The sequence below is a fragment of the Streptomyces sp. NPDC041122 genome, from assembly GCF_055592445.1.
Genome location: NZ_JBVIYQ010000004.1, coordinates 196117 through 210952, shown reverse-complemented (window position 1 = coordinate 210952; position 14836 = coordinate 196117). Strand labels below are relative to the sequence as shown.

Here is a 14836-nt window from a genome sequence, read left to right as displayed (position 1 = left end):
CCTTCGGCGGGATCCGTCAGCAGTGGCGGTACACGTAGCCGTCCTCGCCCGTGGGCCGGACGTCGCGGTCGCGCAACGTGATCGAGAGTTTCTTGCCCCAGGAGCGGCAGGCGGCGTCGAAGTCCTTCGCCACGTACTCGATGTCGAAGACCTTCCCCCCGTACGCGGACGCGAAGTCGGGGCACTCCTTGTAGTGGGCGCACTCCTCGGTCACGGCGAAATCGAAGCCGATGTGCTCGCGCCGGTCCAAGAGGTCGGTGGTGTTCTTCTGTGCGATGGCCAGGCCCTGGTCGTGGGCGCGGCGGGCGAGCAGCCGGGCGAAGGCGGCCGCGTCGTCGGGGGTGAGGAGGTCGTCGGAGCGCTCGTAGGAGTCCAGGTTGTCGGGCTCCACCGCGTCGTAGCCCGCCGTGGCGCAGCCGTCGATCCACTTGCCGACGATCTCGGCGAGCGCCGCGCGCTTCTTCGCGGTGGAGATGTCGAGCAGGGGCTCCTGCCAGTCCTCGTCGACGACCGTCCGTCCCTCGTCGTCATGGAGCAGCAGATCGGGGTGCTCGCGCTGCCACCAGCGCGCCGCCTTCTTGCCGGGCTGGGCCTGGAAGGCGTTGACGTAACAGATGTTGTACCGGCCCGCGGCGGGCTCGGCGGCGCGGTCGCGCGAGACGGCGCGCACCCCGGCCGGGGGCGGGTAGGCGCCGCCCAACTGGTAGTCGAAGCGCGCGTCGACGGGCGGCTGCCGGACGTCACCCCGTGCGGCGGTGCCGCGCTCGGGGTGGTCGGAACGGCCGGAGTCGCCGGAGCCGCCCGAGCAGCCGACGACGAGGGCCAGGAGCAGGGCGCCGCCCAGACCGGCCCGTACGGATCGCCGCGCCCCGTCGCCGGCCCGCACGAAGCCGCGTGTGCGGTGCTCGATGTTTCTGCTGGTACGCCTCTTGATCCCGGTCACAGGACCAGGATCTCAGTACGTGTCTGCTCCCTTCGCGGCGGGCGTCGTTTCGGCTCATGTCCGGCTAAATCAAGCCAGAGTGCGAAGGGGCATTTCCGGTCACGACTGTCCGGTGAGTCAGGACGCCGTGCTCCCCTGCCGTGTGGTCGGCCGGGCCGGGGTCCGCGCGCGAACGGGCGAGTCGTACGCTCGACGTACGACATCAGGCGTCGCGCCACGGGAGGCCCAGGTGAAGATCGTGCTGCCAGGAGGTACCGGTCAGGTGGGCGGCGTGTTGCGTCGGGCGCTGACCGCCGCGGGCCACGAGGTCGTGGTCCTGACCAGACGCCCCGGGCGGGACGGTGAAGTCCTCTGGGACGGCCGCTCGTCGGGCCCTTGGGCGGAGGTGGTCGACGGCAGTGACGTCGTGGTCAATCTCGCCGGACGCAGCGTCAGCTGCCGCTACACCGAAGAGAACCTCCGCGCCATGATGGATTCGCGCGTGGACTCCGCGCGCGTCGTGGGCGAGGCGATCGCCGCTGCCCGCAAGCCGCCCCGGGTCTGGCTCCAGATGAGCACCGCCACCATCTACGCCCACCGTTTCGACGCGCCGAACGACGAGGCCAACGGCGTGATCGGCGGAGACGAGCCCGGTCTCCCCGGCTACTGGTCCTACAGCGTCGAGATCGCACGGAACTGGGAGCGGGAGCAGGAGCGTGCCGTGACGCCGGGCACGCGCAAGGTGGCGCTGCGGTCGGCGATGGTCATGAGCCCCGACCGCGGCGGCGTCTTCGACCACCTGCTCTGGCTGGCGCGGCTCGGTCTCGGCGGTCCGGTCGCGGGAGGCGCGCAGTACGTCTCCTGGATCCACGACCGGGACTTCGTCCGCGCCGTGGAGTTCCTGATCGACCGCGAGGAGATCAGCGGGCCGGTCAATCTCGCCGCTCCCGACCCGCTGCCGCACCGGGAGTTCATGCGCGTGCTGCGCCGAGCGTGCGGCATGCCGGCCGGGCTGCCCGCGACGAGGTGGATGGCCGAAGTCGGCGCCTTCGTGCTCCGCTCCGACACCGAACTCCTCCTCAAGAGTCGGCGGGTGGTGCCCGGGCGGCTGAGGGACGCCGGGTTCACCTTCGACCACGGCGCCTGGCCGCAGGCGGCGGCCGACCTCGTACGGCGGACGCGTCGGGAACGGTCCCGGCCCTCCTTCCGCCGGACGGCTGCGGGCGCCTGACCGCCCTGCGCGGGCTCACGGCGACCAACCCTTCGGCCCGCGAGGATCCCGACGGTCGTTTCACGAACGCGGTCACCACGTGACCGGAAGGGAGACGGGGCCCCGGATCATCGTGTGCTGTCGGAAGGGGACCTCGTCGGCGGGAACGGCGAGGCGGAGGCCGGGGAAGCGCTCCAGCAGGGTGTCGAGCAGCAACTCGAGCTGCATACGGCACAGGACGGCGGCCGTGCAGTAGTGCGGCCCGTTCCCGAACGCCATGTGCCCGCCGGCGTCCCGGTCGACGTCGATCCGGTCGGGGTCGGTGAAGACGTCAGGGTCGCGGTTGGCGGCCAGGTAGGACACGTAGACCGGGTCGCCCGCCCGGATCTGGACGCCGCCGATCCCGACGTCCTCCAGGGCGATGCGCGGAAGACCGACGGCGGTGCGGTGGGGGATGTGGCGCAGGAGTTCGTCGATGGCGGCGGGGCGGGACGCGGGGTCGTCGCGCACCCGGTCCATCAGGTCGGGCCGGGTCATCAGCAGGTAGAACATCTGGCCGCTGTTGTTGGTCAGCGCCTCGCCGCCGATCTGCAGCGGGCCCGCGACGCTGATCGCCTCTTCCTCCGCGAGCTCGCCGCCGCGCACCGCCGCACCGAGCCGCGACAGCACGTCGTCCCCGTCCCGCCGGTCGCGGATGGCTTGTGCGATCCAGCCGAACAGGCCCTTCTTGGCACGCTCGGACGCCTCGGCGCCGCCCGCGGTGGAGATGATCTCCCGCGTCCACTCGTGCACCTGGCGCCGTTCGTCCGGGGGAACCCCCATCACCTCACAGACCACGGAGATCGGGAACGGCTCCAGGACCCGCTCGATCAGGTCGGCCGGCGGCCCGTCCTGCGCCATGGCGTCGACGAGTTCATCGAGGATCGCCGCGGCGCGGGGGCGCAGCCGCTTGACCGCCCCCACGGTGTACGCGGCGGAGGCGGCGCGCCGCAGCCGGTTGTGATCGGGCTGATCGGCCCAGGCCAGCGCTCCGGGCCGCGGGGCGAAGTGCGGGGCGAGCCGGGTGAACTGGCGCAGGGAGGCAGCCCTGCGGCTGAACCGCGGATCGTTCGTGATCATCTTCACGTCGTCGTACCGGGTCGCGAGCCACGCCCACTCCTCCTCGCCGTGCGGAAGCCGGATCCGCGTCAGCGGTCCTTCGGCCATCAGCTCCGCGAGGACCGGGTCGAACTCGGTGCCCGGCACTCCGGTGTCGGGCCAGTCCCGGACCGGGGGAGGGGCCTGCTCGGCAAGGGTGGTGGTGTCTTCTGCCATGGCTCAACGATCGGGCGCCCTCCGGCGCGTTGTCGCGGGGGAGTGCTCCAGACGGTGACCGGGGCGGCTCGTGGCCCTGCCCCTCTGGCTCCAGGGAGAGGGCCAGGGTCAAGGAGGCCAGGGGTATCGGGAGGCGGGGGTGGCCCGCCACGGCCCGGTCGGGTGCCGACGGGCCGCCCACCCCGAGTGGTCCCAGCTCGCCCGGCGAGGCCCCGTCGACTCCGCGTGGAGTGCGGCAGCCCGACGCCGCAGGCTCGTCGCCAACACCGCGGCGAGCGCCGCCAGTTCGTCGCTGCTGGGCTGTCCGCCGTGGATCTGCAGATCCACGGGGAGTCGATCCGTCATAAGGGCGGATTCCCGTGCTTGCGTGAGGGTGGGTCCTCCTGCTTGGGCCGCAACGTGGCCAGGGCCGCGATCAGGATGTCCCTGGTCGCGGCAGGATCGATCACATCGTCCACGAGACCGTGCTCGGCCCCGTAGTAGGGATGCAGAAACCGGGCGGTGTACTGCTTGAGCAGCCGCTCGCGCGTGATCTGAGGATCGTCGGACTCCGCGATGTCCCGCCGGAACGCCCCGTCCACGGCGGTCTCCGCGTCCGTCACCGCGATCTCGTTGGTGGGCCAGGCGAGCGCCAGATCCGTGCCGACGGCACGGGAGTCCCGCATGAGGTACGCGGCCCCGTGCGCCTTGCGCAGGACGACGGAGAGCCGGGGCACGGTGGCGTTGCCGTAGGCGTAGAGCAGACCCGCGCCGTGCCGGACGAGCTCGCCCGCCTCCCGTCGGCCGCCGGTGGCGAAGTCGGGCACGTCCACGAGGGTGACCAGGGGGATGTTGAACGAGTCGCAGACCGTCACGAACCTGGTCGCCTTCCGCAGCCCGTCGGCGTCCGGCGCACCGCCCGCGGCACGGGGCTGGTCGGCGACGACACCGACCGCCTCGTCGCCCAGCCGCGCGAGCGCGCAGACGAAGCTGCTGCCCCAGCCCTCGTGGCACTCCATGTACGCGCCGTCGTCCACGATTTCGCCGATCACCTCGTGGATGTCGTACGGGCGTCCGGGCTCACGAGGGACGATCTCGCGCAGCCTCTCGCCGCTCCTGCTCCTGCTCCTGCTCACGGAATCGTTGTTCCGGCGCACGGGATCGCCGGATGCGTCGAGAGGGGGAAGCTCGCGGTTGTTCGCGGGCAAGAAGGAAAGAAGGCGGCGCACGCCCGCCAGACAGCTCTCTTCGTCCTCGAAGAGGAAGCTCGCCGTCCGTGTCTCGGCCTCCGGGAGCCCGCCGCAACCCGGAGCCGCGGCCGCGCCGCGCACCACGAAGACGAAGTCGCCGAGGAGCGGCGAGTAGGCGGCGGCGCCCTCGCACGGTCCGAGCACCACGCTGATCTGCGGGACGACCCCGGAGGCGCGGGCGGCACGGCGCAGGATGCCGCCGTACCGGGCCAGTGCGACCGCCCCTTCCCGGAGGTGCGCCCCGGCCCCCTCGCAGAGACTCACCAAGGGCGCCCCCGCACGCTCGGCGAGGTCCATCACCTTGTGGATCTTCTCCGCGTGCGTCTCGCTGAGTCCGCCGCCCGTACCCCGGGAATCGAGCGCGTAGACGAACGTGGTGCGGCCTTCCACCGTCCCCCACCCGGTGACGACGCCGTCGGCGTACTCGGGGTCCGCCGCACTCGCGCACGGCGCGTCCTGGTGCCGTCGCAGGGGGCGCGTCTCGACAAAGGATCCCTCGTCCAACAGCAGGTCCAGCCGTTCGCGCGCACCGAACTCCGCGTGCGAAGCCGGCGCCCCGGAGCCCTCCGCCAGTGCCGCCTTGACCCGGTCGAGCTCGGCGACCCGGCGCGCCATCTCGCGTCCCTCGTCGGCCACTTGCCCGGGGGATGCCGCGTCGAGGGAGTGCACCGCGGTCGCTGATCCGTCCGCCAACGTCATCGAAGGACCTCCGACCCCTGAGCCGATCGCTGGTCCCCACATCTTGTGCGGTCGGCGGCCGCGAGGCATCCGCTGGGCCGGCCGCCCACGCCCTCGTACGCCCCGCCGAAGCGGACCGATCCCTCTGGGGCGGGACGGCCCGGGGCCGACGGGTCCGCCAGCCGGCTCGGCCACCGACACCCGATCGGACCAGTTGATCTGGGGGCGGTACCCCCGTCAGGGGATGGTGGGAGAACGGCTTCGTCTCCGCTCGTGTGACAGAAGGGCTCCCCATGGCGACTCTGTGCCGACCTGCAGTGTCCGTGCCCGAGCATGTGATCACCATGGAGCAGACGCTCGACCTGGCGCGCACGCTCCACGCCGATCACCCGCAACTTCCGCTCGCCCTGCGGCTGATCGAGAACACCGGCGTGGAGAAGCGCCACCTCCTCCAGCCGATCGAGGAGACCCTGCGCCACCCCGGACTCGAAGCACGCAACGCGCTCTACGAGAGCGAGGCCAAGGCCCGGGTGCCCGCCGTCATCCTCGAGGCCCTCGGCGACGCCGGTCTGCGGCCCGCGGACATCGACGTCATCATCTACGTCTCCTGCACCGGGTTCATGATGCCGTCCCTCACGGCATGGCTGATCAACACCATGGGCTTCAAGAGCGAGGCCCGTCAGATACCCATAGCCCAGCTGGGCTGCGCCGCCGGCGGCGCAGCCGTCAACCGCGCCCACGACTTCTGCCAGGCCTACCCCGAGGCCAACGCGTTGATCGTGGCCTGCGAGTTCTGCTCCCTCTGCTACCAGCCGACCGACCTGACCGTCGGCAACCTGCTGTGCAACGGCCTGTTCGGGGACGGCATCGCCGCCGCCGTGGTCCGAGGGCAGGGCGGCGAGGGCATCAGCCTGGAGCGCAACGGCTCCTACCTGGTCCCCGGCACCGAGGACTGGATCGCCTACAACGTACGGGCGACCGGATTCCACTTCCAGCTGGACAAGCGGGTGCCCGGCACCATGGAGGCGCTCGCACCCGTCCTGGAGGCGCTGACCAAGGAGCACGGCTGGCGCGCCTCGGACCTCGACTTCTACGTCATCCACGCCGGCGGCCCGCGCATCCTGGACGACCTCAGCACCTTCCTCGGCGTACCTCCCGAGGCCTTCCGCTACAGCCGTGCCACGCTCACCGAGTACGGCAACATCGCGAGCGCCGTCGTCCTCGACGCGCTGCGCCGGCTCTTCGACGACGGCGGCGCCCCGGATCTGGGCCGCGGGTTGCTCGCCGGCTTCGGCCCGGGCATCACCGCGGAGATGTCGTTGGGCCACTGGACCTCCGCCCGCCCCACGCCCCCCACGGGAGACGCCCAGTGACCAGTGAGACCACCACCGCCACCGGGCTTCCGCCGATCCGGTACTGGCCGGCCGCGGATCTGACCGGTGTGGACTTCGACCCCGTCCTCGCGGACCTGATGCGCGAGGGCCCCCTCACGCGGATCAGGCTGCCCCACGGCCAGGGGTGGGCCTGGATGGTCTCCCGCTACGACGACGTCCGCATGGTGACCAACGACGCCCGTTTCAGCCGTGAGGCGGTCCTCGAACGAGACGTCACCCGGCTCGCCCCGCACTTCATTCCGAGCAAGGAAGCCGTCGGGATGCAGGACCCTCCGAACCACACGCGAATGCGCCGGGCCGTGGCGCCGGCGTTCACGGGGCGCGGTGTGGAACGCCTGCGTGAGCGTGCCCAGGAGATGCTCGACGAACGCGTCGGTGCCCTGCTGCGCGAGGGCCCGCCCGCCGACCTCACCGAGAACCTGCTCGCACCCTTCCCGCTGGCCGTCATCTGCGAACTCATGGGGGTCGCGGCCGCCGACCACCCGCGGATGCACGAGTGGACGGCGCTGATCCTGTCCTCCGCCAACGGAGCCGACCGCAGCGAGCAGGCCAAGAAGGCGATGTCCGGCTACTTCCGGGAGCAGCTCCGGCGGCGCGGCAGCAGTGGGGGAGAGGACGTCGTCGGCCTCCTCGCGACCGCGGTGGACCGCGGCGAGGTCACGGAGGCGGAGGCCGTGGGATTCGCCCTGCTCATCCAAATCGGCGGCGAAGCGGTCACCAACAACTGCGGCAACATGGTGTACCTGCTGCTCACCCACCCCGAGCATCTGGCCCGGCTGCGCGCCGAACCCGCACTGCGCCCCCGGGCGATCGAGGAGCTCCTGCGCTACATCCCCCACCGCAACTCGGTGGGCCTGTCCCGCATCGCCACCGAGGACATCCTCCTGAACGGCGTCCGCATCGCCGCGGGCGATGCCATCTACGTCTCCTACCTCGCCGCCAACCGCGATCCCGAGGTTTTCCCCGAACCCGACCGCCTCGACTTCGACCGCAGCCCCAACCCCCACGTGGCCTTCGGGCACGGGCCGCACTTCTGCGTCGGTGCCATGCTGGCCAGACTGGAGGCCGAACTCCTGATCACGGCCATCGTGGACCGCTTCCCCGGACTGCGGTTCGCCGTTCCCGTGGAGGAACTGCGCTGGCGGCCGGGCGCCCTCATCCGTGGCCCCGAGGCCCTCCCGGTGACCTGGTGACTTCGGACCACGTCCGGACGGCGGACGGACTCCTGGTGCCGACCGGTCACGGACGCACCCTGCGCACCCCGGCACAGCAGGTGACCTTCAAGGTCACGGGCGCGCACTCACAGGTGGCTTCGAGCTTCGAGGTCGTCGTGCCGCCCGGCTTCGACGTCGGGGCGCATGTGCACCGGCGCAGCGAGGAGCTCTTCTACCTCCTGGAGGGCGAACTCGACGTCCTCGCCTTCGAACCGAAGGTACGCACGCCCGACGGCTGGCAGCACTGGGAGTCGGCCTCCGGCCGCCGCAGCGTACGCGCCACGCCCGGCACCGTCATCGTCGTACCGCCCGGCTGCCCCCACGCCTTCGCCAACCGCGGCGACAAGCCGGCGAAGATGTTCTTCCAGGCCTCACCACCGCCCGACCACGAGCGGTACTTCGAGGAACTCCTCGCCCTCCTCGACGGCGGCGGCACCCCCGACCATGCCGCCATCGAGGCCCTGCGGGCCCGCTACGACATCGAGCAGCTCACGCCCCTGCGCCACGACGGGCGGCCCGCTGCCGCACGTTGAGACCGCGGTGCGTGCGGTTTCACCTCGACGGTGCGTGCGCGCCTCACTCCTTGCCGAGAATGCGGCGGATGTCGTCGGCGTTCCCGCGGTGCGCGGCGAGCTGCTTCCCCCGCTCCTCCAGGAAGGCGGCGCCGAGTTCCTCGCGCCGGTCCATGGCGACGTTCTCGCGGGCGTCGTTGAGGATGGTGCGCTCTTCCTCGTCCGTGTGGTGGGCGATGGCCTCGACGAGCTGCTCCAGCTTCTCGTCCCACTCGTCCGAGCCGACGTCCTCGACCTCGAGCAGTTCGAGGAGCGCCTTGTTGCCCTCCTCGTGCTCCTCCTCGCCGTGCTCGACCTCTTCGTCGTCGATGTTTTTGTACCGGCGCAGCGCCGGGTACACCTCGGACTCCTCGGCCAAGGCGTGCGCGATGAGCAGGTCGGCGAACTCGCCGAGTGCGGCGGCCCGGTCGGCCTCCACACTGCGCATGTCGCGGAAGAGGTCCTCCATCGTGCGGTGGTCCCGCAGGATCAGCTCGACGACGTCCTTCGTCGGGGACATGGGGTCCGCCTTTCCTGGGCCGGGCCCGCGCGGGGGCGGCGCGGCGGCCCGTTCGGTCTCGGGTCTCGACGGCCCGGATACCCCGTGATCGGGATTTTGCGCGTGACGCGGTCCGCTCAGGGTGACGCGTCGGACAGCCGTGCGATGAGCAGCTCCACCTCATCCGGGCTGAGGTGGAGGAGCAGGGAGTCCTCGGGGGCGCCGGGCGCGGCGGGGGCGACGACGAGCCGCACATGCCCGCCGGCCGGTCCGGCGTCCGGGGCGTGGAAGGCCGGGGGCAGAGACGTCCGCCAGGAGATCAGGGCGTCGCGCAGACGGCCGTGCGTCGAGGAGATGTCGCGGGCGGCCCAGCGAGTGGTGACGGCGTCGAGGCCGTCGACCCGCTGCGGTCCGGTACGCGCTGTGGTGTTCGCCATGGCCTCATCCTGGGCGCCCGGCGCCGCCTCCGCCTCCGCTCCGCAGCAGAGGGAGTAACCACGCGTAGCGGAGCAGGCGGCGAAGGCCGCGGGCACCGGCAGGCCCGGCATCGGATTTTTGAATGAGTGCGGCACGAAAGCAGGGGTACAGGGGAGAAACCCAACGGAATTTCACATCGTGGAAGGAGTGCGGCGTGCTCAGGCCCCACCCGGCGATTCTGAACGCCCTGCTGAACACCTACTCGACGTTGCGTGCCCGGCGTATGACGGAGGACTCCGCCGAGGTCCGTCGCGGCCTCGACGACGTCTCGTACACGCTGTGCGTCACCACCGGCACCCGCAGCGTGGAGGCAGCCGTCGAGGCCGCCATGGCCCAACTGGGCAGGACCGTTCACGCCGACACGACCGACCTGGCCGCCTGACCCCTCCCTCCTTCGCCCCCGCCCTCCCGGCTCGTCGTGCCGCTCGCCCGCGCCTGGGCGACGCTGGAAGGGCCACACCGCACGAACAGCGCGCGTGCCGCGCGGGTACGTCGCGGTGTCCGTCCAGGCCGGAGGTGACGATGGAGCCCGTGGAGGCGTTGGAACGGATCGCCTTTCTGCTGGAGCGGGGCCGCGCACCCACCTACCGGGTGCGCGCCTTCCGTACCGCGGCCGCGGTGGTCGCCGGACTGGCCGAGGGCGAGACCGCGCGTCGCGCCGCCGACGGTTCGCTGGAGTCGCTCAAGGGGATCGGGCCCAAGACCGCGGGCGTGGTGCGCGAGGCGCTGGCCGGTGAGGTGCCGGGCTACCTGGAGCGGCTGGAGGGCGAGGCCCGCGATCCGATCGCCGAGGGCGGCGCCGAGCTGAGGGCGCTGCTGCGCGGCGACTGCCATCTGCACTCCGACTGGTCGGACGGCGGCAGCCCCATCGAGGAGATGGGCCGGGCGGCTCTGGCGATCGGGCACGAGTGGGCCGTGCTCACCGACCACTCGCCGCGGCTGACCATCGCCCGCGGCCTGTCACCGGAACGGCTGCGCGAGCAACTGGACGTGGTGGCCGCGCTCAACGAACGCTGGGCGCCCTTCCGGCTGCTCACCGGCATCGAGTGCGACATCCTCGACGACGGCTCCCTCGACCAGGAGCCCGAGTTGCTCGACCGGCTGGACGTGGTGGTCGTGTCGGTGCACTCCAAACTGCGCATGGACGCGGCAGCGATGACGCGCCGCATGGTCACCGCGGTCAGCGATCCCCGGGCCGACATCCTCGGGCACTGCACGGGACGCATCGTCGCCGGGCGCGGCAGGCCGGAGTCGCAGTTCGACGCCGACGAGGTGTTCGCCGCGTGCGCGGCCGCGGAGACGGCGGTGGAGATCAACAGCCGGCCCGAACGGCTCGACCCGCCACGGCGGTTGCTGCGCAGGGCCGTGGATGCCGGCGTGCTGTTCTCCGTGGACACCGACGCGCACGCGCCCGGCCAGCTGGACTGGCAGATCATCGGGTGCGCGCGGGCCGAGGAGTGCGCGGTGCCCGCCGAACGCGTGGTGACCACCTGGTCGGCGGACGAGCTCACGGCGTGGACGCGGCGGAGCAGGGCCAGGTCCTGAGGTCCCGGTGGTGCCGTGGACGTCGCCTCAGTCGCCGCTCTCCAGCACCGACAGCACGCGGTCCGGCGTGAGCGGCAGTTCGCGCAGCCGTACGCCGATCGCGTGGTGCACCGCGTTGCCGATGGCCGCGGGCGTCCCGACGATGCCGATCTCGCCGATGCCCTTGCTGCCCATGGGGTTGAGGTGGGGGTCGTCCTCGTCGATCCAGTGCGCCTCGATCTCCGGCACGTCGGCATGGGCAGGAACGTGGTACGAGGCCAGGTCGGACTCCGTGAAGTCGCCGAAAGCGGCGTCCATCGTGCTGCCCTCGGTCAGCGCCATCCCCAGGCCCATCGTCATGCCGCCGACGAACTGGGAGCGGGCCGTACGGGCGTTGAGGATGTGGCCCGCAGCGTAGACGCCGAGGAGGCGGCGCACCCGCACCTCGCCCGTCACCCGGTCGACGGTCACCTCGGCGAAGTGCGCGCCGAACGCGTGCCGGGCGTAGTCGCTGTCGGCGTCGGCGGTGCCCGCCGTGTCCGCCGAGGCGCCCACCCCCTCCGGGGGGAGCTGCTGCCCCCGCTGTCCGGAGAGCCGCTCGGCCAGGCGCGCGCACGCCTCGTGCACCGCCCAGCCCCAGGAGGCGGTGCCCATGGAACCGCCGGCCAGCGGCGCCGCCGGCAGGTCGCTGCTGCCGATCTCGGTCCGCACTCGCTCCACGGGGACGCCGAGCGCGTCGGCGGCGACCTGGGCGAGCACGGTGCGGGCGCCCGTGCCGATGTCGGTGGCGTTCACCCGGATCACATAGCTGCCGTCCGGGTACGCGTGGGCGGCGGCCCGGGAGGGCATGGCGTTGAACGGATACGTCGCCGCGGCGACCCCGGTGCCCACCAGGAGGGGGCCCTCGGAGCGGGAGCGCGGGCGCGGGTCGCGCCCGGCCCAGCCGAAGCGCCGGGCCCCTTCGCGCAGACACTCGGCGAGATGACGGCTGCTGAACGGCCGGGAGCTGTCGGGTTCCTTGTCGGTGTCGTTGCGCAGCCGCAGCTCGATGGGGTCGACGCCGACCGCCTCGGCCAGCTCGTCCATCGCCGACTCCAGCGCGTACATGCCGGGAGCCTCGCCCGGCGCCCGCATCCAGGACGGGCTCGGCACGTCGAGCGGCACCACGCGGTGGGTGGTGCGGCCGTGTGCGGAGGGGTACATGACGCGCGTCGCGGCGGCGCCCGTCTCCATGAACTCCTTGAGACGGGAGGTGTGCGCGGTCACCTCGTGGATGACGGAGGTGAGCGTGCCGTCCTCCTCGGCGGCCAGCCGCATCCGGTGCAACGTGGGGGAGCGGTGCCCGACGACGGCCGGCAACTGCCGCCTGGGGAGGACGAGTTTCACCGGCCTGCCGGTCACCCGGGCGGCCATCGTGGCGAGCACCACGTGCGGCCGTGGCGTGCCCTTGGAGCCGAAGCCGCCGCCGACGTGTTCGGAGACGACCGTGATCTGCTCCTTGGGCAGCTCGAACAGGCCGGCCAGGACGTCGCGGACCGTGGTCGCGCCCTGGCTGGAGTCGTGCACGGTCAGATGCCCGTCCTGCCAGTGCGCGGTCGCCGCGTGCGGCTCCATGGGATGGTTGTGCAACGGCGGCACCCGGTAGTCGACGTCGACGCGCACCGGCGCGGCCTCGAACGCGGCCTCGGCGTCGCCCCGTACGTGCTCTCCCGAGGTGCCGTCGGAGTCCTCCGGCACGTAGGCGCCCGGGTGGTCGGTGCGCAGGGTGACGTCGTGTGCCTTCTCGGCATAGCCGACCCGGACCGCGGCGGCGCCCTCGCGCGCCGCTTCCAGGCTGTCGGCGACGACGAGGGCGACGTACCAGCCGCGGTGCGGGACGTGGGCGTCCTGCAGCACCGCGAGGGTCGCGTCGTCCGGCTCGGCCAGGCGCGGCGCGTTGAGATGGCTGAGTACGCCGACGACACCGGGCAGCGCCAGGGCCGCCTCGTCGTCGATGGCCGTGACCTCACCGCTCGCCACCGTGGCGGGCACCGGCCAGGCGTAGGCGCACCCCTCGGGCGAGTGCTCGGCGGCGTAGCGGGCGGTCCCCGTCACCTTGTCGGGACCTTCCCTGCGCTCGGCGGGCGCCCCGAGCGCACTGACGGTGTCCGGCATGAGTTCTCCCTGAAGACGTGAAGGGGGCGGGTCAGGACGCGGTGGGGGAGGCGGCCAGGCGGCGCAGCACGTCGACGGCGATGTTGCGGGCCAGGGGCACCTTGAACGCGTTCTCCGGCAGCGGCTCGGCGGCGGCGAGTTCGGCGTCGACGGCCCGCAGGAACGCCTCGTCGGTGGGCGCCTCGCCCAGCAGCTCCTCCTCGGCGCGCCGGGCGCGCCAGGGCCGGTGCGCCAGACCGCCGAACGCGATCCGCACCTGGCGTACGACGGAGTCGTCGATGTCGAGCACCACCGCCACGGACGCGAGCGCGAAGGCGTACGAGGCGCGGTCGCGCGCCTTGCGGTAGGCCGAGGGGACACCCGCGCTCGCCGCCGGCAGCACGACGCCGGTGATGAGCTCACCGTGCCTGATCTCGGTGTCCTGCTCGGGACGGTCGCCGGGCAGCCGGTGGAACTCGGCGGCGGGCACCGTCCGCGACCCCCGGGCCCCCTGCAGTTCGACCTGGGCGTCGAGCGCGGCGAGGGCGACGGCCATGTCGGAGGGGTGGGTGGCGATGCACAGCGGGGAGTGGCCGAGGACGGCGTGGTCACGGTGGACGCCGTCGCGCGCCGCGCAGCCGGTGCCGGGCTCCCGCTTGTTGCAGGGCTTGCCGAGGTCCTGGAAGTAGGGGCAGCGGGTGCGCTGGAGGAGGTTGCCGCCCGTCGTCGCCACGTTGCGCAGCTGTCCGGAGGCTCCGGAGAGCAGTGCCTGGGCCAGGACGGGATAGCGGTCGCGAACGAGCGGGTGGGCGGCGAGGTCGCTGTTGCGCACGGCGGCGCCGACCCGGACGGACCCGTCGTGGAGCTCTTCGACGGAGTCCAGCGGCAGCCGGCTGACGTCGACCAGCGTCTCGGGGTGCTCGACGCCCAGCTTCATCAGGTCGACGAGGTTGGTCCCGCCGCCGAGGTAGCGGGAGGTGGGGCGGCCGGCGTGGGCCGCGGTCGCCTCGTCGACGCTGTGGGCGCGTACGTACATGAAGGATTTCACCGGGCCACGTCCTCGACGGATTCGACGATGTGGGGATAGGCGCCGCAGCGGCACAGGTTGCCGCTCAGGCGCTCCTTGATCTCTTCCTTGGTCAGCTGTACGGGTGTGCCGTCGGCCGCGGCCGGGTCCGTCACGTACGACGCGCGGCCCTCGGCGGCCTCAGCCAGGGCACCGACGGCCGAACAGATCTGGCCCGGGGTGCAGTACCCGCACTGGAAGGCGTCACGGTCCAAGAACGCCCGCTGCAAGGGGTGCCGGCCCTCGCCGTCGTCCGCGCGCAAACCTTCGACGGTGGTGATCTCGCAGCCCTCGACGGCGACGGCGAGGAGCAGACAGCTGTTCGCGCGACGCCCGTCCACGAGGACCGTGCAGGCGCCGCACTGGCCGTGATCGCAGCCCTTCTTGGCGCCGGTGAGGTCCAGCTGCTCCCGCAGGACGTCCAGCAGGGTCGAACGGTGGTCGACGACGGGGCGGTGGCCCGTGCCGTTCACCGTCATGGGCACTTCCGAATGGAACGCATCGGTTCCCATGGCGCGCTGCTCCCTCGTGCCGAACGTGGTCTGTGACGACATCGTCTGTCCAGCCTGAGTCAGGACACGCATTCCGGCATGCCGGGAGGGCGCGGGCGCGCCTTCGCCGTGGA

General features: G+C 72.3%; 14 protein-coding genes. 6 read left to right on the top strand and 8 right to left on the bottom strand.

Annotation, left to right across the window (positions count from 1 at the left end):
* Window positions 1-16: 16 nt before the first annotated feature.
* On the bottom strand, window positions 17-943 hold the full coding sequence (locus tag ACZ6B8_RS16990; protein WP_471083557.1) for an endo alpha-1,4 polygalactosaminidase: 927 nt from the start codon (window positions 941-943) through the stop codon (window positions 17-19).
* Between the two features lie 229 nt (window positions 944-1172).
* Here ACZ6B8_RS16990 and ACZ6B8_RS16985 point away from each other — a divergent pair, with 229 nt between their 5' ends.
* Complete coding sequence (locus tag ACZ6B8_RS16985) at window positions 1173-2153, top strand: TIGR01777 family oxidoreductase (protein WP_471607687.1); 981 nt, start codon at window positions 1173-1175, stop codon at window positions 2151-2153.
* Window positions 2154-2225: 72 nt separating this feature from the next.
* Here the strand turns inward: ACZ6B8_RS16985 and ACZ6B8_RS16980 are convergent, their stop codons facing one another.
* Window positions 2226-3446, bottom strand: a complete 1221-nt coding sequence (locus ACZ6B8_RS16980; protein WP_471607686.1) for a cytochrome P450 — start codon at window positions 3444-3446, stop codon at window positions 2226-2228.
* Window positions 3447-3787: 341 nt separating this feature from the next.
* Window positions 3788-5374, bottom strand: coding sequence for an acyl-CoA carboxylase subunit beta (locus ACZ6B8_RS16975; RefSeq protein WP_471607685.1), 1587 nt, complete (start codon window positions 5372-5374; stop codon window positions 3788-3790).
* A gap of 272 nt (window positions 5375-5646) precedes the next feature.
* On the opposite strand from ACZ6B8_RS16975, the gene ACZ6B8_RS16970 reads away from it, so the two are divergent.
* Genes ACZ6B8_RS16970 through ACZ6B8_RS16960 form a run of 3 tightly spaced genes read left to right on the top strand, consistent with a single transcriptional unit; the run spans window position 5647 to window position 8494 of the window.
* Window positions 5647-6726 (top strand): type III polyketide synthase, encoded by a 1080-nt coding sequence (locus ACZ6B8_RS16970; RefSeq protein ID WP_471083572.1) that lies wholly within the window; start codon window positions 5647-5649, stop codon window positions 6724-6726.
* Window positions 6723-7940: a cytochrome P450 gene (locus ACZ6B8_RS16965; protein ID WP_471607684.1), complete on the top strand. Its 1218-nt coding sequence runs from the start codon at window positions 6723-6725 to the stop codon at window positions 7938-7940. Before ACZ6B8_RS16970 ends, ACZ6B8_RS16965 begins: the two co-directional genes overlap by 4 nt.
* Window positions 7937-8494, top strand: a complete 558-nt coding sequence (locus ACZ6B8_RS16960; RefSeq protein ID WP_471607683.1) for a cupin domain-containing protein — start codon at window positions 7937-7939, stop codon at window positions 8492-8494. The genes ACZ6B8_RS16965 and ACZ6B8_RS16960 overlap by 4 nt, the downstream gene beginning before the upstream one ends.
* Before the next feature lie 43 nt (window positions 8495-8537).
* Here the strand turns inward: ACZ6B8_RS16960 and ACZ6B8_RS16955 are convergent, their stop codons facing one another.
* On the bottom strand, window positions 8538-9032 hold the full coding sequence (locus ACZ6B8_RS16955; RefSeq protein WP_471083581.1) for a hemerythrin domain-containing protein: 495 nt from the start codon (window positions 9030-9032) through the stop codon (window positions 8538-8540).
* Window positions 9033-9148: 116 nt separating this feature from the next.
* Window positions 9149-9448 (bottom strand): hypothetical protein, encoded by a 300-nt coding sequence (locus ACZ6B8_RS16950; RefSeq protein ID WP_471607682.1) that lies wholly within the window; start codon window positions 9446-9448, stop codon window positions 9149-9151.
* 194 nt (window positions 9449-9642) lie between these two features.
* Between ACZ6B8_RS16950 and ACZ6B8_RS16945 the strand changes: the two genes are divergently transcribed.
* Both ACZ6B8_RS16945 and ACZ6B8_RS16940 read left to right on the top strand, forming a co-directional pair.
* Window positions 9643-9870, top strand: coding sequence for a DUF5133 domain-containing protein (locus tag ACZ6B8_RS16945; protein WP_471083587.1), 228 nt, complete (start codon window positions 9643-9645; stop codon window positions 9868-9870).
* A 140-nt stretch (window positions 9871-10010) separates the two neighbouring features.
* Window positions 10011-11033 (top strand): PHP domain-containing protein, encoded by a 1023-nt coding sequence (locus ACZ6B8_RS16940; protein ID WP_471607681.1) that lies wholly within the window; start codon window positions 10011-10013, stop codon window positions 11031-11033.
* Between the two features lie 27 nt (window positions 11034-11060).
* On the opposite strand, the gene ACZ6B8_RS16935 is transcribed toward ACZ6B8_RS16940, so the two are convergent.
* The 3 genes from ACZ6B8_RS16935 to ACZ6B8_RS16925 are packed head-to-tail and all read right to left on the bottom strand — an operon-like array spanning window position 11061 to window position 14723.
* Window positions 11061-13166 carry a xanthine dehydrogenase family protein molybdopterin-binding subunit gene (locus ACZ6B8_RS16935; RefSeq protein ID WP_471083593.1) on the bottom strand — a complete coding sequence of 702 codons (2106 nt, stop codon included), beginning with the start codon at window positions 13164-13166 and terminating at the stop codon, window positions 11061-11063.
* A 31-nt stretch (window positions 13167-13197) separates the two neighbouring features.
* On the bottom strand, window positions 13198-14193 hold the full coding sequence (locus ACZ6B8_RS16930; protein ID WP_471607680.1) for an FAD binding domain-containing protein: 996 nt from the start codon (window positions 14191-14193) through the stop codon (window positions 13198-13200).
* Window positions 14190-14723, bottom strand: a complete 534-nt coding sequence (locus tag ACZ6B8_RS16925; RefSeq protein WP_471607679.1) for a (2Fe-2S)-binding protein — start codon at window positions 14721-14723, stop codon at window positions 14190-14192. Before ACZ6B8_RS16925 ends, ACZ6B8_RS16930 begins: the two co-directional genes overlap by 4 nt.
* Between the last annotated feature and the right edge of the window lie 113 nt (window positions 14724-14836).

Coding starts and splice junctions, on each gene's coding strand:
- ACZ6B8_RS16925 (WP_471607679.1), bottom strand. CDS start 14,723: ATGGGAACCGATGCGTTCCATTCGGAAGTGCCCATGACGGTGAACGGC.
- ACZ6B8_RS16955 (WP_471083581.1), bottom strand. CDS start 9,032: ATGTCCCCGACGAAGGACGTCGTCGAGCTGATCCTGCGGGACCACCGC.
- ACZ6B8_RS16940 (WP_471607681.1), top strand. CDS start 10,011: ATGGAGCCCGTGGAGGCGTTGGAACGGATCGCCTTTCTGCTGGAGCGG.
- ACZ6B8_RS16935 (WP_471083593.1), bottom strand. CDS start 13,166: ATGCCGGACACCGTCAGTGCGCTCGGGGCGCCCGCCGAGCGCAGGGAA.
- ACZ6B8_RS16980 (WP_471607686.1), bottom strand. CDS start 3,446: ATGGCAGAAGACACCACCACCCTTGCCGAGCAGGCCCCTCCCCCGGTC.
- ACZ6B8_RS16975 (WP_471607685.1), bottom strand. CDS start 5,374: ATGACGTTGGCGGACGGATCAGCGACCGCGGTGCACTCCCTCGACGCG.
- ACZ6B8_RS16970 (WP_471083572.1), top strand. CDS start 5,647: ATGGCGACTCTGTGCCGACCTGCAGTGTCCGTGCCCGAGCATGTGATC.
- ACZ6B8_RS16950 (WP_471607682.1), bottom strand. CDS start 9,448: ATGGCGAACACCACAGCGCGTACCGGACCGCAGCGGGTCGACGGCCTC.